The sequence below is a fragment of the Stutzerimonas stutzeri genome (assembly GCF_024448955.1).
Classification (GTDB): Bacteria; Pseudomonadota; Gammaproteobacteria; order Pseudomonadales; family Pseudomonadaceae; genus Stutzerimonas; species Stutzerimonas stutzeri_AQ.
The window spans coordinates 55,441-80,184 of record NZ_JAMOIH010000014.1; the positions used below are offsets into that span (position 1 = coordinate 55,441).

Sequence of the window (24,744 nt, forward strand, 5' to 3'; positions counted from 1 at the left end):
AATCACTCAGCCACCGTGGTAATGGTCCTCGTCGACGGTCGTGCGCCGTGGAGCATCGTTGAGCGGCAGACGGGCCGGCGGGATACTCGACACCGGACGAAAGCTGAAGTAATGATGCAGCGCGTCGATCATGTGACGTATTTCGCTGGGCGCGGAGATCAGTTCGAAGCCGGAATCGAAGCTGCCCGGCGTGACGTCCTCACGAGACCAGCGGCAGGTTGCGCTGAAGTCGACGCAACGCAGCTGGCCATGCTGACCGGGAATCTTCAGGCGCATCTCGAAGCGCGCATCGACCATCATCGGATAGGGACTGATGAGCATCAGCCCGGTCTCTGAAAGGTTGCCGATGAAACCCAGTGGCTTGTCGGTGAAACGATTGAAAACGTTGAGGTAATACGGCAACTGGTGCCGCTGGATACTGCGCTGATTGGTCATGTTCATCGTTCCCTGCCTGCCGCACGTTTGATCGCCGTGACCATCGCCAGCCGCTCAGCTGCAGCTCTGACTGATACGACTGGCCAACTGCCGCCGCGCCGCCCCTATCTCCTCATCACTGTAGTAGACCCGTCCTCCGTTTGCATCGGCACGAAAGTAGCGGCCACCTCGGGACAGACTTGACAATTCCTGACGCAACTGACGGCACGTCTGCTCGCGCTCGGCGCGGCGTGCACTGGCGGCCTCATCGGCCACCTGCTGCTCTTGCCGACGGGCCTCGTGGAATCGTTCGGTACGCGCTTCCCGCTCGCGGGTCGCATCGTCACGCTCGATGACCTGCGGTCGCACCTCGACCTGCTCAGCACCGGCGCGCGGCTGCGAGCCGAAATGTACATTTCCCTGGGAGTCTACCCAGCGGTAAATACCAGCCGTTGCACACGGCGCGGCCAGCAGGGCTGCGAACAGTATGGGTGCGATACGCATGGGTTCCTTCCCGCCCGGTCACGATGACCAGCTCGGCTCACGGTTTGACGGGATGGGTCACTACCCGCTCCTCGGGTTGATAGTGCCCCAACTGACGCAACGTCTCCAGTCTGGCGCGGCCACGGAAGGCATATTCGCTCCCTGGATAACGGGCCTGGATAAATCGGTAGGTTTCCACCGCATCGACGAACAAGCCTTGGCGCTCCAGGCATTGGCCACGCAACAGCGAAATTTCCGGCTGAAGGTTGTCACGCGGACGACTGCGACGCTCGGCTTGGGAGAGTTCGAGCATCACCTTGTCGCAATCGCCGTTGCGGTAATGGGTATAGGCGGCATCCAGATGGCGGTCGAGTGCACTTCTGCTGCTACAGCCTACGCTGAGAGTGGCCAGAAAAAGAATGGCAAGGGTTCGCATGGGTTAATCCTCCGATGCCGGCTTATCGACCATGACGAGAAAAACTGCAGCCCGCTCGGCGCCGAACGATGTGCCGTCCCGCCCCTTAAAGAGTAGTGAAAGCCAACGATGACTACAGCCGCACGCCATAGTAGCCTCCGGCCCATTCAGAAAAAGGAGCAATGAATGACTTCGCGCCGTACCAAAATCGTCGCCACGCTAGGCCCGGCCAGCAGCTCGCCGGAAGTACTGGAAAAAATGATCCTGGCCGGACTCGATGTCGCGCGCCTGAACTTCTCTCATGGTGCGCCGGATGAGCATCGCGCCCGGGCGCAACTGGTACGGGATATCGCCGCACGTCATGGCCGCTTCGTCGCGCTGCTGGGCGACCTGCAGGGACCGAAGATTCGCATCGCCAAGTTCACCAACAAGCGCATCGAGCTGGCCGAAGGCGACAGCTTTCGCTTCTCCGTCACCCACCCGCGCGACGCGGGCAACCAGGAAGTGGTCGGCATCGACTATCCGGATCTGGTCAAGGATTGCAGCGTCGGCGACGAGCTGCTGCTCGACGATGGCCGTGTGGTCATGCGCGTCGACGCGACGACCGCCGATGAATTGCACTGCACCGTGCTGATCGGCGGTCCGCTGTCGGACAACAAAGGCATCAACCGTCGCGGCGGCGGCCTGACCGCACCCGCGTTGACCGCCAAGGACAAGGCCGACATCAAGCTGGCCGCAGATCTTCAGCTGGACTACCTGGCTGTCTCATTCCCGCGCGACGCCGCAGACATGGAACTGGCCCGCCGCCTGCGCGACGAGGCCGGCTCCAGCGCCTGGCTGATCGCCAAGATCGAGCGCGCCGAGGCGGTCGCCGACGACGAGGCCCTCGACGGACTGATCCGTGCCAGCGATGGCGTGATGGTCGCTCGCGGCGACCTGGGCGTGGAAATCGGCGATGCCGAGCTGGTGGGCATCCAGAAGAAGATCATTCTCCACGCACGTCGCAACAACAAGGTGGTGATCACCGCGACCCAGATGATGGAGTCGATGATCCAGAGCCCGATGCCGACCCGTGCTGAGGTTTCCGATGTAGCCAACGCCGTGCTCGACTACACCGATGCGGTCATGCTCTCGGCTGAAAGCGCCGCCGGCGAATACCCGATCGAGGCGATCAAGGCGATGGCGCGCGTCTGCGTCGGCGCCGAGAAACATCCGACTAGCATCAAGTCCGGCCACCGTCTCGGCCAGCGCTTCGAGCGCAGCGATGAAAGCACCGCGTTGGCGGCGATGTACACCGCCAACCATTTCCCGGGCGTCAAAGCGATCATCAGCCTGACCGAAAGCGGGTATACCACGCTGATCATGTCGCGCATCCGCTCCTCGGTGCCGATCTTCGCCTTCACCCCGCATCGCGATGCCCAGGCCCGCGTGGCGCTGTTCCGCGGCGTGCAGACCGTTCCGTTCGACCCTGCCGCACTGCCGGCCGACAAAGTCAGCCAGGCGGCGGTAGACGAACTGGTCAAGCGCAACATCGTGCAGCCGGGTGATTGGGTCATCCTGACCAAGGGCGACAGCTATCACGACTCCACCGGCGGCACCAACACCATGAAGATCCTGCGCGTCGGCGATCCGCTGAGCTGACAACCACGCCGAAGGCATGGCGCGTGTGCCATGCCTTTCGGCACGCTTCATTTTCAACCAATCGCGGCCGTCCTCGCTCAGGCCTGACGGACCAGGAACGCATCGCTCAGAATTTGACCTCGGGCTATCCCCGCCAGAAACATGTGCTTGGCGCTTTCCTCGACGAAAGCGGCGCCGCCACAGATCAAAACCCGCGCCTGCCGCGACGCTACGCGCAGCGCTTGCAGCACGTCCTGCACCTGCCTCCGCTCGAAATATTCCACGATCAGATTTTCGTGCTGCCCAGCGAGGCACTCCAGTTCCGCTCGCAGATAGGATTCACCCCGATAGAAATGCAGCAGCCGGACAGGCCCGGTATGCCCCTGCCGCAGCGCTTCGCGCAAGATGGACCAGAGCGGCGCAAGCCCAGTGCCGGCAGCCAGTAACAGTAAGGGCTGGGTCTGCCAGCCGACGTCGTAATGCAGCGCGCCTTGGTGCAGCTGGCCGAGACGCAGGCTATCGCCGAGGATCAGGCTGCGCGCCGCCTCGCTGAAGGCTCCGGGTCTGGCGCAATCCAGGTGAAACTCGAGCCAGGGTTCTTCACCCGGAAGGCTGGCCAGCGAATAGGGCCTCGCGATGCCATTGTCAGTCCACAGCAGCGCATGCTGACCAGCGCGGTAGCGCACGGGGCGTTCGGGCATCAGCCGCAGCCGAAGGATGTTTTCAGCACACCAGTCGAGCGCCTCCACGCGCGTCGCAATCCCTTCTCGCTGGGGATCGAACGGGGCCACTTCGAGGTTGTCGGTCACGGTGCATTGGCAGGCGAGCCGCCAACCCTGCAGACGCTTACCGCTATCGAGCGCATCCGGACGAGCATCCTGCGGTTCACCCGTCAGGCAACGTACCAGGCAAGCGTGGCAATTCCCCGCCCGGCAGCTGTAAGGCACGTTCAAACCCGCGCCGTTAAGTGCATCGAGCAGGTTGCTGCCCTCGCTCACGCTCCAGGACCGCGCCCCGCAGCGGATATCAGGCACTGACAGCCGCCCAGCTTGCCTCACAGCGGTTGCGTCCACTTTCCTTGGCGCGGTACAGCGCCTCGTCCGCCCGCTGCAGAGCATCGCCCAGATCATCGCCTGCGTTAAGCAAGGTAAGCCCCACCGACAAGCTGAGATGTCCCGCCTGTATATTCACATCCAAAGGCTGGGCATTGGCGAACGCCTCGCGCAGGCGCTCACAACAGGCACTGAACTGCTCGGCGTCGGTGTGCGGCAGTAGCAACACGAACTCCTCGCCGCCGTAACGAGCGAGTATGTCGCCGTCGCGTAGACAAGAGCGTGCCACCGAGGCGAAGGTCTGCAGCACACGATCACCTGTGGCGTGTCCGTGCAGGTCATTGATCCGTTTGAAATGATCAAGATCGATCAGGGCGAGACCAGACCTGTGCCCGGCACGCAATCGGTTCAGCTCATCCTCGGCTCGCCGGAGAAAATGCCGGCGGTTGTACAGCCCAGTCAGCTCGTCCGTGGACGCCAGATCCTCCAGCTGCCGCATCATGCCACGCAGCGTCTCCTGATGCGCCTGGAGAGCGAAACGACGCTGGCGCATGCGCTGACGCAGCTTGTAGACGTACCCGACGAACAGGCACATCCAGATCAAAGTGACCAACAACACACCGGTCTGCAGCAACGCCACCTCTGGGTCGCGCAGTTGCCCCAGCTGAGCGTCATACAACGACATGCCGACGAAACTGAGCAACGCCAGCACGGCGTAGCGGGTGAAGACCTTTGGATGGAGGAATACCGCAAACATCAGCACAAGCACATAAAGCACCAGCAACGAGCCGCGGTTGTCGCCGAGATTGAACAGAAAGAAGGTCAGCCAGACCAGCGCAACCAGCACCTGCGGTTCGGTCAGGCTGGGGTCGCGAAAGCGCAGATTGTGGCCTCGGTAGAAGATCCCGAAGAACACCAGCTGGCTGGCCAGAATCATCACCGAACCGACTATCGCCGTGTCCAGCGGCGCCTGGTAGAACCCACCGGCAACGGTGATCCAGGTCAAAAGCAAAGCAAGCCCATAGGTTCCGGCCGCCATGCCGAAACGTTTGGTCACTAGTTGCTGAAGCGCCTGCTGATCGCCTTCATCACGAAGCGTGCGCATGGAATCCATCCCATAGTGGCAATTCGACGCACTTTACGCTGGCCGAGCGAAAAAGCCCATAAGCAGCCGTTTCGATGCGGCGGCGAGATATCGATCGACTCGATTGCGACCATTCGGTCGCCTGCCAACGAACCTTCATATGCCTTGCGCCTGTATGAAGCCTGCGGCTCGTTCTCTCGTTTGTTGATCGATTGACGGCCGCGCCGCCCCGGTTCCTCTGTGCATCCCTTCACCTTTGGTCCGTCTGTGTACCCGCCCGGTCGGCGGGTTATACTGCTGCGCCTTTTTTTACCCGCGCGTGTCGGTCTCTTTTCGACACGCCCGTCTCCGCCCCGCCAAGAGGACGCGCTGCATGACCGTGATCAAGCAAGACGACCTGATTCAAAGCGTTGCAGACGCTTTGCAGTTCATTTCCTATTACCACCCCGTCGATTTCATCCAGGCGATGCACGAAGCCTATCTGCGCGAAGAATCGCCAGCCGCGCGTGACTCCATGGCGCAGATCCTGATCAACTCACGCATGTGCGCTACCGGACATCGGCCGATCTGCCAGGACACCGGCATCGTCACCGTATTCGTGCGCGTGGGAATGGATGTGCGCTGGGACGGCGCCACCATGAGCTTGGATGACATGATCAACGAAGGCGTTCGCCGCGCTTACAACCTGCCGGAAAACGTCCTGCGTGCTTCGATCCTCGCCGACCCGGCGGGTTCCCGGAAGAATACGAAAGACAACACCCCAGCCGTCATTCACTACTCCATCGTCCCGGGCGACAAGGTGGAAGTGGATGTAGCAGCCAAGGGTGGCGGCTCGGAAAACAAGTCGAAGATGGCCATGCTCAACCCGTCCGACTCCATCGTCGACTGGGTATTGAAGACCGTGCCGACCATGGGCGCCGGCTGGTGCCCGCCCGGCATGCTCGGCATCGGCATCGGCGGCACTGCCGAGAAAGCTGCGGTGATGGCCAAAGAAGTGTTGATGGAGTCCATCGACATCCATGAGCTGAAAGCCCGTGGTCCGCAAAACCGCATCGAAGAGCTGCGCCTGGAGCTGTTCGAGAAGGTCAACCAGTTGGGTATCGGCGCGCAGGGCCTGGGCGGCCTGACCACAGTGCTCGACGTGAAGATCATGGACTACCCAACCCACGCCGCTTCCCTGCCGGTGTGCATGATCCCCAACTGCGCCGCGACCCGTCACGCCCATTTCGTGCTCGACGGCTCCGGCCCCGCTGTGCTGGAAGCACCGGATCTGGATGCCTATCCGGAAATCGTCTGGGAAGCCGGTCCGAGCGCGCGTCGCGTCAATCTCGACACCATCACCCCGGAAGAAGTACAGAGCTGGAAGCCGGGCGAAACCGTGCTGCTCAACGGCAAGATGCTCACCGGCCGCGACGCTGCGCATAAGCGCATGGTCGACATGCTGAACAAGGGCGAAGCGCTGCCGGTGGACCTCAAAGGCCGCTTCATCTATTACGTCGGCCCGGTCGATCCGGTTGGCGACGAAGTGGTTGGCCCGGCCGGCCCGACTACCGCCACACGCATGGACAAATTCACCCGCCAGATTCTGGAAAGCACCGGCCTCCTGGGCATGATCGGTAAATCCGAGCGCGGTCCCATCGCCATCGATGCGATCAAGGACAACAAGGCCGTGTACCTGATGGCGGTCGGCGGTGCGGCTTATCTGGTCGCCCAGGCGATCAAGAAGTCAAAGGTGCTGGCCTTCGCCGAGCTGGGCATGGAGGCGATATACGAGTTCGAAGTGAAGGATATGCCGGTGACCGTCGCCGTCGACACCAACGGCGAGTCGGTACACATCACCGGGCCTGCAATCTGGCAGAGCAAGATTGCCGAAAACCTGGCGGTTGAAGTGCAATAGCTTCAACTAGGTGCCGCTATTGCCGGCTCAGAGTGATGACGAACCCCGCTATTTAGCGGGGTTTCGTTTTTCAGGCATACCGTTTTTTGAATGACCTACCTTGCAAGATCCATGAGCACCGACGGGCCCCATGGATGAGCTTCGCCGCGGGTCGCGCCTCCCACCGGTTTGGCGCATGTCTCGGGAGCTGCTGTAGGAGGCCGCCCTCAGGGCGAAGCGTTTGCTTTTCAGAGTTCGATTTCGTTTGCCGAGAAAATCACTCGCAGCAACACGACGTCATTGCGAGGCTCGCCGCAGCTGGATGAACAGCGCCTCGACTTTCGCGCGCGCCCACGGCGTCTTACGCAGGAAGGTCAGGCTCGACTTGATGCTGGGGTCGCTTCTGAAGCAGCGGATATCGACCCGCTCCGCCAAGCCCTCCCAACCATAGTGCGCATGCAGCGCGACCAATATGGATTCCAGCGTCATGCCGTGCAGCGGATCTTTCGGTTGAGTCATCAGGGTCTCGGTGTCGAGCAGAAAGCTGTGGATTGAAACGAAAAGGCTCGCCAGCGCGGCACTGCTATTCACTTAGGAAACGCTTTGCTCCTTGTGCAGGATTGCAGCGTTTTTCTGGCCTAAGCGAACCCCGCGGCCCTGTGGGAGCGAGGGGGACGCTGAGTCTTTGCTCGCAAACTTTTGCGTGGCCGATTCGCGAGCGAGCTCGCTCCTACAGGCAGGGCTATCACCGTGGTGCTCTTAAAGCGAACAGCATTACCGCCGGAGCGGCCCCTCGTAAGCGGGCCGTATCTTACAGGCTGATACGCGTACCGAGCAGTTCCAGAAATGCCGCCAGCCAGGCCGGATGCGCTGGCCAAGCCGGTGCCGTGACCAGGTTGCCTTCGGTATGCGCCTGATCGACCGGGATATCCACGAACTCACCGCCGGCCAGCTTCACCTCCGGCGCACAAGCCGGATAGGCGCTGCAGGCGCGCCCCTTCAGCACGCCCGCGGCGGCGAGCAACTGAGCGCCATGGCAAACCGCAGCGATCGGCTTTTTCGCGTCGTCGAACGCCCGAACCAGATTGCATACCTGCTCGTTCAGCCGCAGGTATTCGGGGGCGCGACCGCCAGGTATCACCAGCGCGTCGTACTCTTCGGCACGCACCGAAGCGAAATCGAAGTTCAGCGCAAAATTGTGGCCGGGTTTCTCGCTATAGGTCTGATCGCCTTCGAAGTCGTGAATCGCGGTGCGCACCGTGTCGCCCGCCTTTTTATCCGGGCAGACGGCATGCACGCTGTGCCCGACCATCTGCAGCGCCTGGAACGGCACCATGGTTTCGTAATCTTCGACGTAATCGCCAACCAGCATCAGAATCTTCTTCGCAGCCATCGAAACACACTCCCAGTCAGTGATGGTTAACGGCCAACGCCGGTCAGCCGCTTCGGTTGAATATGTTGATCACCAGTCGATCGAGTAACCCCCACATTCTTTGATAAAGGCGCAGGCGCAGCGGGCGGGCATGCCAACGTTGCAGGTCGATCTCCAAGCTGTGTGAAAAGTCTCGCTCGAAGCTCTCCGCCACCGCAGTGCTGAGCGATTTATCAAGCGCCTCGAGGTTGGCTTCCAGATTCCAGCGCAGATTCCAGTGATCGAAGTTGCACGACCCGATGCTGACCCAGTCGTCGACCAATACCACTTTCAAGTGCAGAAAGTGTGGCTGATATTCATGAATACGCACGCCGGCCCGCAGCAGTCGCGGGTAGTAGCGCTGGCCGGCGTAGCGCACCGACGGGTGATCGGTGTTGCGACTGGTCAGAAGCAGCCGCACTTCGACGCCGCGCCTCGCCGCTCGCATCAGCTCGCGGCGAACTCTGCCCGTGGGCAGGAAGTAAGGTGTCGCCAGCCAAATGCGCCGTTCGGCGCGCTGCAGGTTTCGCAGCAGGCTATGAAGGATGTCGCTGTGCTGCCGCGCCGCCGCGTAGGCAACCCGTCCCATTCCCTCTCCGCCACGTGGATTGGCCGGAATTTTCGGAAGCCGTTGCGGCAGTGGCAACTGCCAGATGCGGCGTTTCAGGCACAGCGTCCATTGCGCGTCGAACAGCCGCCGCCAGTCCTCAATCAAGGGTCCTGCGATTTCCACCATCGCCTCGTGCCAGTGTTCGTCCGGCTTGGATGGGTTCCAGAATTCGTCGGTCGCTCCGGTACCGCCGACGAAGCAGCAGCTGTCATCGATGATGATCAACTTGCGATGGTCGCGGTGCAGGTTGCGGAATCGCAGCCGCAGTTTCAGCGGGTTGTACTGACGCAGCTCGACGCCCGCATCGCATAGCCGCTGCCGCGCCGTCTGCCCCAGCTTCAAACAGCCGAAGCCATCGAACAGGCAGCGCACCCTCACACCACGCGTGGCCGCAGCCGCCAATGCATCGATCAGCAGATCGGCGCACTGGCCGTCTTCTACCAGATAAAGCTCGACGTCGATCCGTCGCTCTGCCGCCTCGATGCACTGCAACATTCGCGGAAAGAATGCCGGGCCGTCGATCAGCAGGCGAAAGCGATTGCCGTCTCGCCAGGGGAAGATCTCCCCGGCGAGCATCATGCGCGGCGCATCCCTGCGAACAAGGTCGCGCTCCGAAGGCGGGTTTCGATACAGCGGGTAGGCATTGAATTCCTTGTCCTGATGGATACTCGGTGACGCGCTTTTTGTACAAACAGCGCCTGATGCGGAGCAACTGCCGATACCGTTGCGGCACGCCTGTTATAGGTTCGTACGGCGGCGCAGAGTTCCGCGGCGGCGCCTTGCGTTGCACTCAGGCAGCCGGCGACCCTTCGTCTGCCGTCAGACCAAAGACAGCCGCAGCCCGGGCCTGGCGCGTGGATCGAGCGCCGTGCGCCAGTTGCAACACACCACGGTCTCGCTGCCACAAGCGCATCCACGGTTCGGGTCCGCTGGCCAGCGCCGCGTCGAGCTCGTGTGCCAATGCCTCGAATTGCAGATTGAGCGAAGCCAGCAGCAGGTGCGTGGCGGCTTCGGCCGGGGGCAATCGTGCGACCTCCGCCGCCCCTCCCAGTACGCCAAGCAGAAGAAGTTGCAATCGCTGCGGCCAGCCACACTCCAGGCCTACCCCGAATAGCCAACTGGCGAGCGCCGCCAATACGTACAAATCTTCCAGGGTGCGAAAGGGTTTGACGTAGTCGTCCCAGCCGTCGCCGGCCAGGCGCCGACAGGGCGCCTGATCCAGACGCAGGCGGCCGTGTGCGATGTCTGGTACCAAAGGCAACGGCGGCCGGTCCTCAATGAAAACACCGCGTCCGCCGCAGCCAACCACGCAAAGGCTCAGCCTGGGGCGGTCACCCGGCGTCTCGTCCCGTGCCGGCACCAATAACCAGGCCGCTGCCGAGCCAGCGATGACGAAGTCCTTGCTGCCGTTGATTGTCAGCTCGTCCACGCGGGTCTGCATGTCGGCCGGAAGCAGTTTGCGGTTTTCGGTGGCACAGAGTGCGCCGATGCCGTCGGGCGCGGCGGGCCAGAGCCGGCGTAGCGCGGCCTGGTAGCCCGCCAGAAACGCATACCCAGGCGTTACCGCCAGACGCCCGCCCAGTACCGCCAGCTCGAAGGAACCGTGCGAGCAGCGCGACTGCAGTTCAGCAAACCAGTCATCCGGTGCAGCGGGTTCAGACAGACGATGCAGCGGGCCAAGCAGCTCGTGCCAGGGCATGGGGCGATCTCCTGCGGATTAGCCAATGGGTACGGCAATGGCAATGCCATCGTTCAACCATCACCGATCCGTAACAGCGGTAACCCGCCTCTTTCCAAGCAGAGCCGTTTGTCACCGATTAACGGGACGCCAACCATAACAATCGCACGTTGCGAATGCATCGCCACTGCAAAGCCCATCAAGGCGCATCCAGAAGGCAGGCATAAGCTTGCGGGCAACGCGCCGGCATGGGCCACTTGCGCTGCGCAGGGCCAATCCCTGCGCTACCGGGTATGAACGAAGAGATCGACGCACAACTGTAAAGTGCCGAAGTCGAGCCGGGCCGCGACGACATCCGAAGGCAAGCTGAGCGCTGAACGCGCTGCTAAACTCGCCGCATGAATTATCTCGCACACCTTCACCTCGGCGGCCCGCAGCCGGGCGAACTGCTTGGCAGCCTGTATGGCGATTTCGTCAAGGGTTCCTTGCAGGGTCGCTGGCCCGCCGATATCGAAGCCGGCATTCGCCTGCATCGGCAGATTGATGCGTTCACCGACAGCCATCCACTCGTACTACAGGCCAAGCAACGCTTTCCCAGCGAACGGCGACGCTATGCCGGCATCTTGATCGATCTGTTCTTCGACCACTGCCTGGCCGCGCATTGGCACGACTACGCCGATGAGCCATTGCGGGACTTCACCGCTCGTGTCTATCGGATTCTACGAGAGGAAGCCGAACTGCCCGGCAAGCTGGCGCTGATAGTGCCACGCATGACCGCTCAGGACTGGCTCGGCAGCTACCGGGATTTCGCCGTGATGGAACAGGTAGTGGCCGGTATGAGTAGCCGGCTGTCACGCCCGCAAGGTCTCGCGGGCGGGTTCGCGGAGCTGGAACGGCTCTATGAACCGCTCCAGCAAGATTTCCGCGACTTCTACCCGCAGCTGCAGGCATTCGTTCGGCTCAGCGACACCAACACGACGTAATCGTCAGCTGTCGTAACCAGGGCACTGCTGATCGAGCTTGCGCAACAGCGCCGGCCACGCCAGCGCGCCGCCCATGCCCACCTTGCTGCGCGTGACTCCAGCGGCCATGGCTTTGGCTCCGGCGAGAATCTGCTCAGGGATCGGGATCAGCTCGGCGCCACCGGTCTGGGCCATCACCTGTATTTCGCAGGCACGCTGGAAAATGAACATCATCAGGAAGGTATCGGCAATGCTCCCGCCGCAGGTCATCAGGCCATGATTGTGCAGGAGCATGAAGCCGGTTTCGCCGAGATCGGCCTGCAAACGGGCCTTTTCCTCATGGTTGAGGGCCACGCCTTCATAGCCATGGGTGGACAGGCTGGCGAGTACGAACAGCGCTTGCTGGCTGATCGGTAAAAGCCCCTGCTTCTGTGCCGACACCGCCACGCCAGCGGCGGTATGGGTGTGCATCACGCAGGCTACGTCGTGGCGCACCTCATGCACGGCGCTATGGATGGTGTAGCCCGCTGGATTGATGTCGTAGGGCGAATCCATCAGCTTGTTGCCGGCCTGATCGATCTTCACCAGGCTGGACGCCGTGATCTCGTGAAACATCAGCCCGTAGGGATTGATCAGGAACTCATCGGTGTCGGGGATCTTCGCCGAGATGTGGGTGAAGATCAGATCGTCCCAACCATGCAGGGCAACGAGCCGATAGCAGGCGGCCAAATCGACACGGGCCCGCCATTCGGCGGCACTGACCTGATTTTTCAGCGATTGGAGCGAATGCAGAGCGGTCACAGGCACCTCTTCTTGTTGTTTTACGGTGCCCTGAAGTCTAGCCAGCTCCTGCCCAGTCGGGAGTCGCCTTTGCAGCCAGCCTGATGGCCGCAGAGGACAGCATTCAGCCCCGCAGGGCTGCAGCGAAGCGTTCCAGCCAAGGCTCGGCGTCGCTTTCGGGCGTGACCGTCTCACTGGCATCGAGGCGCAACATCTCCTGCACCTCGCGCATGCCCAGTTCGGCATAGAGTTCACGAATCAGCTCGCCGCCGCCGCAGAAGGTATCGCCATAACTGGCGTCGCCCAGCGCGATGACGCCACCCGGCATGCCCTGCCAGGCCGGAACCTGATCGCGGATAGCCGAATACAGCGGAATGAAGTTATCGGGCAGCTCACCCATGCCTGTCGTGGCGGTTACGACCAGCAGCGCCTGCGGGCCGAAGTCGAGAATCTGCGAAAGCTGCGCGCGCGGATCATGCCAGGCGTCGAAGCCCACCGCTTTCAGCATCGCGGCGGCATGGCGGGCGACGTCTTCGGCTGTGCCGTAGACCGTACCGGAAAGGATGGCGACTTTCATGATGGGCTCCGTTGCGAATTGAAGCCGAGCATTATGCCGTATTTGGCTGCTATGCCCCGCCTGCGTAGCGCTACGCTGATAGCGTCGGGCGTAAACCCGATGAAGGAAGTGAATTAATCGCTAAGGACGTTGTCGCACCTCGGTCCTGACAGAGGATTTGCGGACGCAGCCACAGATGCGTGCCAGCGCGACGAAGGCATGGGCAGGCCTGCTGCCATTGAGAGGGAAATCTGATGCCAGAAAAGACCGTACTCACCAGCGCCGAGCTGGCGTATATCAATCAGCTCACAAGCGGCCCGCAAACCGAGTCGGGCGAAGCGCGAGCCGGCTTTCAGCTTGACGGCGGTGAGCGCGCCAACAGCCTGCTTCTGCAGCTTGCAGCGAAAGCCAACCTGACGCTCGACGCGGAGTTCGATGACTACTACCTGTCGTTCCCGCTGCAGCTGGCGCGCGACGAGCTCCAGACAGTCCGGCTGCAGCTCGCACCACCCACCATATACGAGCGCGGGCCGGTTCTTCGCGCCTGGCGCCTGCACCTGGATGAACCCCTTCCGCTGCTTTCCGATCAGGGTGACGAGACCGCGCTGAGCGTCCATGAATTGTCACCCAACGGGCTGCTGGTGGATGCCGGCCCCCAAAAAGCGCCCAAGCATCTGCATATGCGTCTGGCGCTGCCTGGCGAGGCGCCCTTCATGATCGATGCACGCCGCGTACGCGTTGCCGAAGACGGGATGGCGGCATACGAAGTCGAACACTCTCGGGACAAGGACGCCGAACGGATTCGTTCGTATCTTTACGAACAACATCAGCGCCTGCATCCAGAGCTGCAGCCGGAACTTCCGGTCGACATGCTCGTCGACGCACCCGCCCATCCGTAGGGTTTTGCGGTACTGCCATAAAGCACCCTCGTGTAAGCTGACGGACCTCGTAGCGCCAGCATCGCAGCCGTGCGCGATCGTTTCCCATCGTCAGCCGCCCCCGGAAAAACATGACCCAGCCAACGGCCCCAATCCTGATTACCGGTGCCGGCCAACGCATCGGCCTGCATTGCGCTGAACGCTTGCTCGATGACGGGCAGCCGGTGATTGTCACGTATCGAACAGATCGACCGAGTCTCGAGCGGCTACGTGAACGCGGCGTCGTGACCTTGCAGGCCGATTTTTCCGGAGCGGACGGCATTAATGCTTTTATCGCGGCTCTCAAACAGCAGACCCGCAGCCTGCGTGCGATCGTCCACAACGCATCGGACTGGCTTCCCGAGACGCAGGGCGCGGAAGCCGAGGTGTTCCAGCGCATGTTCGAGGTGCATATGCTCGCGCCCTACCTGATCAACCTCAACTGCGCGGAACTGCTACGGTACGGAGGCCCAGCCGATATCATCCACATCGGCGACGATGTGACACGTATCGGCAGCAAGAAGCACATCGCCTACGCCGCCAGCAAAGCCGGACTGGACAACCTCACCCTTTCGTTTGCCGCCAGCCTGGCCCCGACCATCAAGGTCAATGGCATCGCCCCGGCCCTGATACAGTTCAACTCGGGCGATGACGAGGAGTATCGGCGCAAGGCGCTGGCAAAATCCGCGCTGGGTATCGAGCCCGGCGCCGAGGTGATCTACCAGAGCCTGCGTTATCTGCTCGATAATCCCTACGTCACCGGCACCACACTGACCGTCAATGGCGGCCGTCATTTGATCTGATTGCGAAGGAACCCCATGCCTAGACTGGAACCCGCCATGGCGCGCATCCGCGTCAAAGATCTGCGACTACGCACCTTCATCGGTATCAAGGAAGAGGAAATCCTCAACCAGCAGGACGTGCTGATCAATTTGACGATGCTTTATCCCGCGGCCGACGCCGTGCGCGACAATGACATCGAATACGCATTGAATTACCGCACCATCACCAAGGCGATCATCCAGCACGTCGAAAACAATCGCTTCGCCCTTCTCGAGCGGCTCACCCAGGAAATTCTCGACCTGGTCATGGAGCATCCGCAGGTGCGCTACGCCGAGGTCGAGGTGGACAAACCCCACGCGCTGCGCTTCGCCGAATCGGTTTCGATCACGCTGGCCGCGCATCGCGACTGAGCATTCTGCCCAGGCAAGGCGGATCGGCGTCGCTGTCTGGCCCATGGCAACCACCGAGGTTATGATCCGCCCACGTCTGCAACGCCGAGGCCCCATGACATGAATGATCAACAACGCACCGAACTCGAAGCCGCCGCCTTCCGCCGCCTGGTCCAGCATCTGCGCAGCCGTCCCGATGCGCAGAACATCGACCTTATGAACCTGGCTGGCTTCTGCCGCAACTGTCTGTCGAAGTGGTACAAGGCCGCTGGCGACGATCTGGATATCGAAGTCAGCCTCGACGAAGCGCGCGAAGAGGTTTATGGAATGCCCTACGCCGAATGGAAGAAGCGCTATCAAAAGGAAGCCACACCCGAGCAGCAGGCCGCCTTCGACAAGGGGCAAAATTCATGATCAGCCTTGCGGACTTCCGCGCCAGCCTGCGCAATCGCAAGCACCCTTTCAGCGAGACGCTGGCCTACATCGACAGCGCCTATGATTACCAGCCAAGCCGCTTCATCAACGGCAGCGTGGAAAACGCCGCCGGAGAAAACGAAGGCTCGTGCAAGGCCCTTGGGCTGGCAATACTGGAAGGATTCACCACCGAAGAGGCCCTGTTGGCGTTTGGCGAGCATTATCAATCGGTGCTTGCCAACCCCAGCGGAACCGACCACCGCAACATCCGCGCATTGATGGAAACCGGCTTGCCGGGCGTGCGCTTCGATCAGCAGCCGCTGACACGGTTGTCCTGATCAAGAGTTCGTTCAAGCACTGACGAGTGACGCTGTAATCGGTCGGCGCCTCTGTAGGGCCGAACTTGTTCGGCGTTCACAGATCTGCGGCCGAATGAATTCGGCCCTACGGACTCGATTGGTCCAAAAAATAATTTCGCTTACGGATCAAGCCTGAAACGGGACAGCTTCAGATTCGCAAAATAAAAAAGGGCCGGCCAGGCACTTGGGGAAGGCTTTAGCGGACGGCCCTGAAAACCAAAGAGGCCGGGCAAGTCTGACGTCGCGACGCACCGCCGGCCATTGCGTTATCCCGATTGCCAGAATAGGCAGGCGCTATTGGACCGACGCTGCAAAAAACAGAACCGGTACAGTGCAAGTCAGCAGCTCGTGAGATGCAGGACCGCTTATCGAAGAGCCAGCCGACCAGCGCTTCTGACGCTTCCGTATAGTCCGCTATCAGCGCTTTTCCCGCCCAACCAAAGCCGGTAAGGTCCGAACCGGTCTTATCGGAGTACTTCACATGCCCATCGCTGCCCTTTCCGGCCCGCAGTACCTGCGTGAAGGCCTGAAGCTGATCCTGAGCCCAGGGCTACGGCTGTTCGTCATCCTGCCGCTGACGGTCAATCTGCTGCTGTTCAGCGGGCTCATCTACCTTGCCCTTCGCCAGTTCGGCGGCTGGGTCGATGCCTTCATGCCGAGCCTGCCCGAGTGGCTGATGTTTCTGGAATACATCCTCTGGCCGCTGTTCGTGGTTCTGGTCGTGTTGATCGTGTTTTTTACCTTCACCATGCTCGCTAACATCGTCGCGGCCCCGTTCAACGGTTTTCTCGCCGAAAAAGTCGAGACGGTCGCGCGTGGCGAGGACAGTTCGCCACCGTTCAGTTGGACCGAGCTGCTGGCCATACTGCCGCGCACCATTGGCCGCGAAGCACGCAAGCTGGCCTATTTCGCACCTCGTGCGCTGGCATTGCTGATTCTTTCCTTCATCCCGGTGGTCAACCTGTTCGCCGCTCCGCTGTGGCTGCTGTTCGGCATCTGGATGATGGCTGTGCAGTACATCGATTACCCGGCGGACAACAACAAGCTGAGCTGGGCGGAAATGATGGTCTGGCTACGCCAGCGGCGCTGGAAAAGCCTGAGTTTCGGTGCGGTGACCTATGCCGCGCTGCTGGTGCCGGTGTTGAACCTGCTGATCATGCCGGCAGCGGTGGCGGGCGCGACCCTGTTCTGGGTCCGTGAAGGCGGCCGGAAACACCCGGTGCCTGTCGCCACCCAGTGAACTGCGGGAGGGGTTGATGTCTAGATTCGAACACATCGAATTCAGGAGCCCTTCCCAATGGCGCTTTCCGCACTGTCGATCAACTGCACACTCAAGGCCTCTCCCAACACGTCGTCCTGCAGCTTGCTGCTGAGCCAGGCCGAGCGGGAACTGGAAAAGCTCGGCGTGACGTGCGAGCAGCTACGCGCGGTGGATTTCAACATCAAACCGGGTGTGACCTCTGACGAAGGCCCGGGCGATGACTGGCCGATGATCCGCGAGAAGATACTCGCCGCAGACATCCTTTTGCTGGGCACGCCGATCTGGCTGGGGCACCCGTCCAGCATCTGCCAACGGGTACTCGAGCGTCTCGATGCGTTTCTCAGCGAAACCGACGATCAGCAACGGATGGTCTCCTATGGTCGGGTCGCCTGTGTCGCCGTGGTCGGCAACGAAGACGGTGCGCACCATGTGGTGGCCGAGCTGTACCAAGGGCTGAACGATGTAGGTTTCAGCATCCCCGCCAACGGCTGCACCTACTGGGTCGGAGAAGCGATGGGGTCGACGGACTACAAGGATGCAGGCCCCCGCGAGAAAACCGCCAATACCAATGCGATGCTGGCTCGCAACGCGGTGCACTTGGCGAAACTGCTCAAACAGTCTGGTTATCCGGGAGCCTCGGAGTAGCAGGTAGATCAGCGCCGAGATCGGGACGCTCGGCGTCGAGATAGCTGAGTTGCACCTACGCGACCCGACCCATCCTCTTTTGTAAGGAGGGGACGAGGGCCGCGTAGACGAAACCCTTCAATCTGATTGGTTAGGCACGCGACGATGCGACGACGCGCTCAGGCAATTGGCCGGCTCAAGCCAGCGTCTTCAGCGCCTCACGGCTGAACGGCAGGATGTCCTGCATACGCCCTTCGCGAACCTTCAGCGCCCAATCGGGATCGCAGATCAGCGCACGTCCCACCGCAACCAGATCGAACTCTTCCTTGCTCAGACGCTCGAGCAGGCCTTCGATATTGGCCGGCTGCGCCACCTTGTCGGTCTTGACCATGAACTGCAGGAACTCGCCGTCCAGCCCCACGCTACCCACGGTGATTGTCGGTTTGCCGGTGAGCTGGCGGGTCCAGCCGGCCAGATTGAGATCCGAGCCTTCGAACTCCGGCTCCCAAAAACGGCGCGTCGAGCAATGGAAAATGTCCACGCCCGCCGCCGACAGCGGTGCGAGGAATTCGCCCAGCGCCTCTGGAGTGGTGACCAGGCGCGCGGTGTAGTCCTGCTGCTTCCACTGGGAGAAACGGAAAATGATCGGAAAATCCGCGCCCACCGCAGCCCGTACCGCGCTGATCAGCTCGATGGCGAAACGCGAGCGGTTGGCCAGGCTGCCGCCGTACTCATCGGTGCGCTGGTTGCTGCCTTCCCAGAAGAACTGGTCGATCAGGTAGCCATGTGCACCGTGGATTTCGACGCCATCCATGCCGATGGCCTTGGCATCCGCGGCCGCCTGGGCGAAGGCCGCGATCACGTCCTGGATATCCTGTTTGGTCATGCCGTGGACGACGACCTGATCATCCTTGCGCTTCTCCATCGGCCCATACCCCAGCACCTCCGGCTCCGGCTCGGTGCCCTTGCGGCGCACATTACCGACGTGCCAGAGCTGCGGAACGATCTTGCCACCCGCCGCATGCACCGCATCGACCACGGTTTTCCAGCCGGCCAGGGCATCCTCGCCATAGAAGCGCGGCACCTGCGGGTAACCATTGGAAGCCTGGTGGCCGACCGTGGTGCCCTCGGTGATGATCAGCCCAACGCCCGAAGCGGCACGGCGGCGATAGTACGCGACGACGTCAGCGGTCGGCACGCCGTTGGGCGAGAAGGATCGGGTCATCGGCGCCATGACCACGCGGGTCGGCAGTTGCAGGCTGCCGAGCTGGAATGGCTGAAACAGGGCGTTTACGGCTGCGGTCATCGTTATCTCCTTGTTGATCCGGGTTACAAAAGCGACCGGTCGTCTCACCACTCGCCACAAAAAAATTAGCGAAGTGTCAGCAGACGCTCCAGTTGGGTTAGAAAACTGTTCAGCGGCGCGACGCTTCGGCCCACCTTCATGCGCAGCAGCGCGCCTTCCCAGGCGTTGCCAATGAATTCGGCGAGCGCCTGACAATCGATGCTCTGATCGATTTCACCCGCATCACGGGCCTGTTCGAGACAGGCCGCCAATACCTCGACGGAGCGCAGCAGAATGGCTTCCACCTGACACCCGATTGGCTGCGACAACTCAGCCATCTCAAAGCTCAGGCTGCCAATGAAGCAATGGTATTCAGGGCACTCCTGTCGCGCGAAATGCGCGACGAGCTCGGCGTAATGGCCAAGAATACGGGCGCGCGGATTCAACACAGGGTTGCTCAACGCAGCTTGGTAACGCGCCAAACGTGGCGTATAGAGATGGTCGAGCGCCTGCAGGGCGAAATCTTCCTTGCTGGCGAAGTAGTGATAGAACGAACCCTTGGGAATACCGGCAGCCTGGACGATTTCCAGCACGCCAGTGCCGTGATAGCCACGACGGGTCATCACCTGCGCGCCTTTGGCCAGGATCAGTTCACGCTTATCGATTCGAGCTCGGCTGTTCATGAAACCGAGCATATGACCGGTCGTCTCGTGCGAACAGCATCATCCATGAGGCTTATTGCGCCGATACGATCGCGACGATGGCGGGGGCTTTTTAGCGAAGATGGAAAGCGCAGCGGCAAATACCGCTGCGCCCGATGAGCGAAGGGTCAGGCGAGCGCGTTTTCGATCGCCTGGATCAGCGCCGGATCGTCCGGGGCGGTACGGGGCGAGAATCGCGCCAGCACACGACCGTCCTTGTCGACGAGAAACTTCTCGAAATTCCAGCTGATGTCACCGGGGAAATCCGCACCCTCGCCCGCCAGCAGACGGTAGAGCGGATGACGTTGCGGGCCGTTGACCTCGAGCTTGCTACTCAACGGAAAACTGATGCCGTAGTTCTCGTTGCAGAACTGCAGGATCTCCGCGTCGCTGCCCGGCTCCTGCGCCGCGAACTGGTTGCAGGGAATGCCGAGCACACCGAAACCACGATCCTGATAACGCTGATGCAACGCCTGCAGTCCCGCGTATTGAGGAGTCAGGCCGCACTCGGAAGCCACATTGACCACCAGCGTCAGCTGATTTTTAAGCGGCCCGAGGGGCAGCTCCTGGCCAGCGAGGCCGGGTAGGACCAAATCGTGGAACGCGCTCATTCTCTCTTCTCCAGAGGGTAAAAAAGCGCTCCGGCTTTACCGAAGCGCTTCGTCGCCCGACCTTCTCGGTCGAGCCTGTCGCCACCCGCTCGCTGCGAGGGGATCAGTGGTGATGGCCACCTTCGCCATGAACGTGACCATGGGCGACTTCTTCTTCGCTGGCATCACGCACATCGACGATCTTGACATCGAAGTTCAGACGCTGACCAGCCAGCGGATGGTTGCCGTCAACGATCACGTCGTCGCCTTCGACATCACGGATGGTAACGATCTGCATACCGCCGTCCGGACCCGAAGCGTGGAATTGCATGCCGACTTCCAGCTCGTCGACGCCTTCGAACATAGCGCGATTGAGCGTCGCGACCAGTTCAGGGCTGTACTCGCCGTAGGCATCCTGCGGCTCGATGGCGACCGTCACGTGATCACCGCCCTGCTTGCCTTCCAGGGCCTTTTCCAGGCCGGAAATGATATTGCCTGCGCCATGCAGGTAGACCAGCGGCGCGCCGCCGGCCGAGCTGTCGATTACCTCACCGGCATCGTTGGTGAGCGTGTAGTCGATTGACACAGCCTTGTTCGCGGCAATCTGCATGAGGCAAAACCTTTGCTGGGGAATGTGGGGTCAAAGTTTAACCGCGAGCTGCGGCGATTGCGAACCAAGCCCGGATAAAAGGGCCAGCATTGGCTTGAAGACCCCCTGCGCTACGAGGTGTCGCATACAACCTTTGGAGAGCATCGGTCAGTCATGAGCTATGTCAGTATCCGATCACGCAAGCTAAGCGAAACTCCAATAATTAATGCGCGTTCCAAGGAGCACTGATGTCGGCTCGAAACATCCTGGTGATCAACTGCGGCAGTTCGTCGATCAAATTCGCACTGGTCAACGAAACGCAAGCGACCTTCCCCCTGCACGGCCTGGCAGAACGCATAGGCAGCCCTGAGGCGGTGCTCCACTGGCAGCGGGGAGACGACAAGCAGACATTGGAAATCCCCGGCGCCGACCATCGCGCCGCGCTGGAGCAGTTGTTACCGCTCGCCCAGGAAGCGGCCGGCGGCAGGCTCGACGGCATTGGCCACCGAGTCGTGCATGGCGGTGAGCATTTCACCGGTTCCAGCCTGATCGACGAGCACGTGCTCAAAGCGATTCGTGACAGCGCTCAGCTGGCTCCGCTGCATAATCCCGCCAACCTGGTTGGCATCGAAGCCGCCATCACACTGTTCCCTACCCTGCCGCAAGTCAGCGTATTCGATACGGCGTTTCACCAGACCATGCCCGAACACGCCTTCCGTTACGCCGTGCCCGAGTTCCTTTACAAGGAGCACAACGTCCGCCGCTATGGTTTCCACGGCACCAGCCACAACTATGTCAGCAAGCGTGCCGCTGAAATGACCGGGCTGGCAGCGGACGACAGCTGCTGGCTGACCGCGCACCTGGGCAATGGTTGCTCGACCTGCGCCATCGTCAACGGCGAAAGCCGCGACACCAGCATGGGCCTGACGCCACTGGAAGGTCTGGTGATGGGCACGCGCAGCGGCGACGTCGATCCCAACCTACACAGCTACCTGAACCGCACGCTGGGCTGGAGCCTCGAGCAGATCGACCGCATGCTTAACCACGACAGCGGTCTGAAAGGCCTGTCTGGCCTGTCTAACGACCTGCGCACACTTCATGAAGCCCGCGTCGCTGGCCACGCAGGCGCGAACCTAGCGCTGGAGGTGTTCTGCTATCGCCTGGCCAAATCCCTGGCGAGCATGGCCTGCGCCCTGCCGAAGCTCGACGGCCTGATTTTCACCGGCGGCATCGGAGAGAACTCCGTAGCGGTGCGCAGCCGCACCCTGGAACACCTCAAGCTGTTCAATTTCAAACTCGACGAAGAAGCCAACGCACGCTGCACACGCGGCGTCGGTGGAGAAATACAGGCCGCAGGCAGCCCACGCGTCCTGGTCGTTCCCACAAACGAAGAACGCCAGATCGCGCTGGACACGCTGGCATTGCTCGACGCCTGACAACCCGCCGACACGAACGCGCCTCTGCAAAACCCGACGACCGAGAAAGGCGTCGGGTTTCGTCCAATCAGCATCGCCTTCGCCCTTTGTTCGACAGGAGATCACCATGCATACGCTCTTCCTCGCCCCCTGCGGTTTCGGTGGCGGCCTCAACTCCATCAGCCTCGGCCTGATCCGTGCATTGGAACGTGCCGGACTGAAAGTTGGTTTCTTCAAGCCCATCGCCCAGCCCTTTCCGCTCGACCAGGGCCGCGAGCGCTCCTGCGTGCTGGTGGAAAACACACTGAATATCGCTTCGCCAGAACCGCTCCCGCTGGAACAGGTGGAGCGTCAACTGGCCGATGGCGAACTCGACCTGCTGCTCGAAGATGTGGTCAGCCGTTATCAGGAAGTCGCCACTGGCAAGGATGTGGTGATTGTCGAAGGCATGGTGCCGACGCGGGAGTTCAACCACACCTCGCGCATCAATACGCACCTGGCCAAAAGCCTCGACGCGGAAGTCATTCTGATCGCCGCACAAGGTAGCGACACACTCAAGCGTCTGGCCGAGCGCATCGAGATTCAGGCGCAGCTGTTCGGTGGCGCCAAGGATCCGAAGGTGCTCGGTCTGATCCTGAACAAGGTCAAGAGCGACGACGGCGTGGCGAGCTTCGTCGAACGCATGAAGGAACAGCTGCCGCTGCTCGGCACCCAGGATTTCCAGCTGCTCGGCGCGATTCCCTTCGCTGAGGAGTTGAACGCCCTGCGCACCCGCGACATCGCTCAGCTGCTGGATGCCAAGGTGCTTCACGCTGGTGAAGCCGAGCATCGCCGCGTGAGCAAGATCGTTCTGTGCGCACGGGCCGTGCCCAACACGGTGCAGCTGCTGCAGCCCGGCGTGCTGGTGGTCACTCCGGGGGACCGCGACGACATCATCCTGGCCGCCAGCCTGGCCTCGCTCAACGGTGTCGACCTCGCAGGCCTTCTGCTGTGCAGCGACTTCGCCCCCGACCCGCGTATTCTCGAATTGTGCAAGGCGGCCCTGGACCGCGGCCTGCCGGTGATGACGGTGCAAACCGGCTCCTATGACACCGCCACCAACCTGTTCGGCCTGAACAAGGAAACCCCTTCCGACGATATCGAGCGCGCCAGTCAGGTAACCGATTTCATCGCCACGCACTTGCAGCCCGACCTGCTGCACACGCGGCTCAGCGTGCCGCGCAGCGAGTTGCGCCTGTCGCCGCCGGCGTTCCGCTATCAACTGGTCAAGCGCGCCCAGCAGGCGAACAAGCGCATCGTCCTGCCGGAAGGCAACGAGCCGCGCACCATTCGCGCCGCGGCCATCTGCCAGGAGCGAGGCATTGCCCGCTGCGTCCTGCTGGCCAAGCCGGATGAAGTGCAGGCGGTCGCACGCGAACAGGGCATCAACCTGCCGGCCAGCCTGGAAATTCTCGATCCGGAGCTGATCATCGATCAGTACGTCGAGCCCATGTGCGAAATGCGCAAGTCGAAAGGGCTCACCCCGAGCGATGCCCGCGAGCAACTCAAGGACACCGTGGTGCTAGGCACCATGATGCTGGCGCTGGACGAAGTGGATGGCCTGGTTTCCGGTGCCGTGCATACCACCGCCAATACCATTCGCCCGGCGCTTCAGCTGATCAAGACCGCGCCTGGCTACAGCCTGGTGTCCTCGGTGTTCTTCATGCTGCTGCCGGATCAGGTGCTGGTTTATGGCGACTGCGCGGTCAACCCCAATCCGAGCGCCACGGAGCTCGCGGAAATTGCTCTGCAGAGTGCCGAGTCGGCCGTCGCCCTTGGGGTGAATCCGCGAGTGGCCATGATCAGCTACTCCACCGGAACGTCCGGCAGCGGCGCCGAGGTAGAGAAAGTCGCCGAAGCCACACGCATTGCCCAGGAGCGCGCACCCAACCTGCCAATCGACGGCCCGTTGCAGTATGACGCCGCGTCGGTCGCCAGCGTCGGCAAGCAGAAGGCGCCGAACAGCCTGGTTGCCGGTCAGGCGACCGTGTTCATCTTCCCCGACCTGAACACCGGCAACACCACTTATAAAGCGGTTCAGCGTAGCGCCAACGTGATCAGCGTTGGCCCAATGCTGCAAGGCCTGCGCAAACCGGTGAACGACCTGTCTCGCGGCGCACTGGTGGATGACATCGTCTTCACCATCGCACTCACCGCGCTACAGGCCGATAGCAACGGCGACAAGCCTGAAGCTTGAAACAAAAGCTTGGCGGGCGTACCAGCGATGCTGGGACCCGTATTAGGGCGGGCCGTGCAGCGTCCCGTAGGGTGGGCTTCAGCCCACCAAGCCCTGCCCCAGCCGGTGGGCTGAAGCGGAACGCCGCACGGCCCACCCTAAATTCCTCCGCCATCGGCTCCCATCTGCTGATACAAAACGTCGCTAGGCCGGCACTCGCAACAGTTGCAGTTCGGCGCGCAATCGCTACCCTTGGCGCCT

General features: G+C 61.6%; 27 protein-coding genes. 12 read left to right on the forward strand and 15 right to left on the reverse strand.

Annotation, left to right across the window (positions count from 1 at the left end; genetic code table 11):
* Positions 1-6 precede the first annotated feature (6 nt).
* Genes NA645_RS15330 through NA645_RS15340 form a run of 3 tightly spaced genes read right to left on the reverse strand, consistent with a single transcriptional unit; the run spans position 7 to position 1,333 of the window.
* Positions 7-441 (reverse strand): PilZ domain-containing protein, encoded by a 435-nt coding sequence (locus tag NA645_RS15330; RefSeq protein ID WP_256049631.1) that lies wholly within the window; start codon positions 439-441, stop codon positions 7-9.
* 48 nt (positions 442-489) lie between these two features.
* Positions 490-918, reverse strand: a complete 429-nt coding sequence (locus tag NA645_RS15335; protein WP_256049632.1) for a DUF4124 domain-containing protein — start codon at positions 916-918, stop codon at positions 490-492.
* Between the two features lie 37 nt (positions 919-955).
* Entirely contained in the window at positions 956-1,333 is a 378-nt protein-coding gene (locus NA645_RS15340; protein WP_256049633.1) for a tetratricopeptide repeat protein, read from the reverse strand.
* Between the two features lie 165 nt (positions 1,334-1,498).
* Between NA645_RS15340 and pyk the strand changes: the two genes are divergently transcribed.
* On the forward strand, positions 1,499-2,953 hold the full coding sequence (gene pyk, locus NA645_RS15345) for a pyruvate kinase (protein WP_131650712.1): 1,455 nt from the start codon (positions 1,499-1,501) through the stop codon (positions 2,951-2,953).
* Between the two features lie 77 nt (positions 2,954-3,030).
* Here pyk and NA645_RS15350 read toward each other — a convergent pair whose 3' ends face one another.
* Together NA645_RS15350 and NA645_RS15355 are read right to left on the reverse strand one after the other, a co-directional pair.
* On the reverse strand, positions 3,031-3,966 hold the full coding sequence (locus NA645_RS15350) for an iron-sulfur-binding ferredoxin reductase (RefSeq protein WP_256049634.1): 936 nt from the start codon (positions 3,964-3,966) through the stop codon (positions 3,031-3,033).
* Complete coding sequence (locus NA645_RS15355; protein ID WP_256049635.1) at positions 3,959-5,089, reverse strand: GGDEF domain-containing protein; 1,131 nt, start codon at positions 5,087-5,089, stop codon at positions 3,959-3,961. Before NA645_RS15355 ends, NA645_RS15350 begins: the two co-directional genes overlap by 8 nt.
* Positions 5,090-5,441: 352 nt before the next feature.
* Here NA645_RS15355 and NA645_RS15360 point away from each other — a divergent pair, with 352 nt between their 5' ends.
* A complete protein-coding gene (locus NA645_RS15360) occupies positions 5,442-6,965 on the forward strand; it encodes a fumarate hydratase (protein ID WP_256049636.1) in 1,524 nt (507 codons plus the stop codon).
* Positions 6,966-7,241: 276 nt separating this feature from the next.
* On the opposite strand, the gene NA645_RS15365 is transcribed toward NA645_RS15360, so the two are convergent.
* The 4 genes from NA645_RS15365 to NA645_RS15380 form a co-directional block, all read right to left on the reverse strand.
* A complete protein-coding gene (locus NA645_RS15365) occupies positions 7,242-7,463 on the reverse strand; it encodes a VF530 family DNA-binding protein (protein WP_256049698.1) in 222 nt (73 codons plus the stop codon).
* A 292-nt stretch (positions 7,464-7,755) separates the two neighbouring features.
* On the reverse strand, positions 7,756-8,337 hold the full coding sequence (locus NA645_RS15370; protein ID WP_256049637.1) for a DJ-1/PfpI family protein: 582 nt from the start codon (positions 8,335-8,337) through the stop codon (positions 7,756-7,758).
* Between the two features lie 43 nt (positions 8,338-8,380).
* On the reverse strand, positions 8,381-9,541 hold the full coding sequence (locus NA645_RS15375) for a phospholipase D-like domain-containing protein (RefSeq protein WP_256049699.1): 1,161 nt from the start codon (positions 9,539-9,541) through the stop codon (positions 8,381-8,383).
* 214 nt (positions 9,542-9,755) lie between these two features.
* Positions 9,756-10,664, reverse strand: a complete 909-nt coding sequence (locus NA645_RS15380; RefSeq protein WP_256049638.1) for an acyl-CoA dehydrogenase family protein — start codon at positions 10,662-10,664, stop codon at positions 9,756-9,758.
* 377 nt (positions 10,665-11,041) lie between these two features.
* Here NA645_RS15380 and NA645_RS15385 point away from each other — a divergent pair, with 377 nt between their 5' ends.
* On the forward strand, positions 11,042-11,626 hold the full coding sequence (locus tag NA645_RS15385) for an ACP phosphodiesterase (RefSeq protein WP_256049639.1): 585 nt from the start codon (positions 11,042-11,044) through the stop codon (positions 11,624-11,626).
* Between the two features lie 3 nt (positions 11,627-11,629).
* Here NA645_RS15385 and NA645_RS15390 read toward each other — a convergent pair whose 3' ends face one another.
* Positions 11,630-12,406, reverse strand: a complete 777-nt coding sequence (locus tag NA645_RS15390; RefSeq protein WP_256049640.1) for a class II aldolase/adducin family protein — start codon at positions 12,404-12,406, stop codon at positions 11,630-11,632.
* 103 nt (positions 12,407-12,509) lie between these two features.
* Positions 12,510-12,962 carry a flavodoxin gene (locus tag NA645_RS15395; RefSeq protein WP_256049642.1) on the reverse strand — a complete coding sequence of 151 codons (453 nt, stop codon included), beginning with the start codon at positions 12,960-12,962 and terminating at the stop codon, positions 12,510-12,512.
* Positions 12,963-13,195: 233 nt separating this feature from the next.
* Between NA645_RS15395 and NA645_RS15400 the strand changes: the two genes are divergently transcribed.
* From NA645_RS15400 to NA645_RS15430, 7 genes are all read left to right on the forward strand, one after another.
* On the forward strand, positions 13,196-13,840 hold the full coding sequence (locus NA645_RS15400) for a PilZ domain-containing protein (RefSeq protein WP_256049643.1): 645 nt from the start codon (positions 13,196-13,198) through the stop codon (positions 13,838-13,840).
* Positions 13,841-13,950: 110 nt separating this feature from the next.
* Positions 13,951-14,661 carry a dihydromonapterin reductase gene (folM, locus tag NA645_RS15405; protein ID WP_256049644.1) on the forward strand — a complete coding sequence of 237 codons (711 nt, stop codon included), beginning with the start codon at positions 13,951-13,953 and terminating at the stop codon, positions 14,659-14,661.
* A gap of 15 nt (positions 14,662-14,676) precedes the next feature.
* Entirely contained in the window at positions 14,677-15,051 is a 375-nt protein-coding gene (gene folX, locus NA645_RS15410; RefSeq protein WP_256049645.1) for a dihydroneopterin triphosphate 2'-epimerase, read from the forward strand.
* A 99-nt stretch (positions 15,052-15,150) separates the two neighbouring features.
* Positions 15,151-15,444: a DUF1244 domain-containing protein gene (locus NA645_RS15415; RefSeq protein ID WP_131650724.1), complete on the forward strand. Its 294-nt coding sequence runs from the start codon at positions 15,151-15,153 to the stop codon at positions 15,442-15,444.
* Complete coding sequence (locus NA645_RS15420; protein WP_256049646.1) at positions 15,441-15,782, forward strand: HopJ type III effector protein; 342 nt, start codon at positions 15,441-15,443, stop codon at positions 15,780-15,782. Before NA645_RS15415 ends, NA645_RS15420 begins: the two co-directional genes overlap by 4 nt.
* Before the next feature lie 502 nt (positions 15,783-16,284).
* A complete protein-coding gene (cysZ, locus tag NA645_RS15425) occupies positions 16,285-17,043 on the forward strand; it encodes a sulfate transporter CysZ (RefSeq protein WP_256049647.1) in 759 nt (252 codons plus the stop codon).
* Positions 17,044-17,100: 57 nt separating this feature from the next.
* Complete coding sequence (locus NA645_RS15430; RefSeq protein ID WP_256049648.1) at positions 17,101-17,709, forward strand: flavodoxin family protein; 609 nt, start codon at positions 17,101-17,103, stop codon at positions 17,707-17,709.
* A gap of 175 nt (positions 17,710-17,884) precedes the next feature.
* On the opposite strand, the gene NA645_RS15435 is transcribed toward NA645_RS15430, so the two are convergent.
* The 4 genes from NA645_RS15435 to NA645_RS15450 form a co-directional block, all read right to left on the reverse strand.
* A complete protein-coding gene (locus tag NA645_RS15435; RefSeq protein WP_256049649.1) occupies positions 17,885-18,994 on the reverse strand; it encodes an NADH:flavin oxidoreductase in 1,110 nt (369 codons plus the stop codon).
* A 65-nt stretch (positions 18,995-19,059) separates the two neighbouring features.
* Positions 19,060-19,656, reverse strand: a complete 597-nt coding sequence (locus NA645_RS15440) for a TetR/AcrR family transcriptional regulator (protein ID WP_256049700.1) — start codon at positions 19,654-19,656, stop codon at positions 19,060-19,062.
* Between the two features lie 146 nt (positions 19,657-19,802).
* Positions 19,803-20,285 (reverse strand): glutathione peroxidase, encoded by a 483-nt coding sequence (locus NA645_RS15445; RefSeq protein WP_256049650.1) that lies wholly within the window; start codon positions 20,283-20,285, stop codon positions 19,803-19,805.
* Between the two features lie 103 nt (positions 20,286-20,388).
* Positions 20,389-20,874: an FKBP-type peptidyl-prolyl cis-trans isomerase gene (locus NA645_RS15450; RefSeq protein ID WP_256049651.1), complete on the reverse strand. Its 486-nt coding sequence runs from the start codon at positions 20,872-20,874 to the stop codon at positions 20,389-20,391.
* Between the two features lie 227 nt (positions 20,875-21,101).
* On the opposite strand from NA645_RS15450, the gene NA645_RS15455 reads away from it, so the two are divergent.
* Both NA645_RS15455 and pta read left to right on the forward strand, forming a co-directional pair.
* A complete protein-coding gene (locus NA645_RS15455) occupies positions 21,102-22,289 on the forward strand; it encodes an acetate kinase (RefSeq protein WP_256049652.1) in 1,188 nt (395 codons plus the stop codon).
* A 106-nt stretch (positions 22,290-22,395) separates the two neighbouring features.
* The gene (gene pta / locus NA645_RS15460; protein WP_256049653.1) at positions 22,396-24,504 is read left to right on the forward strand and encodes a phosphate acetyltransferase; all 2,109 of its coding nucleotides are present in this window, start codon (positions 22,396-22,398) and stop codon (positions 24,502-24,504) included.
* Positions 24,505-24,744 lie beyond the last annotated feature (240 nt).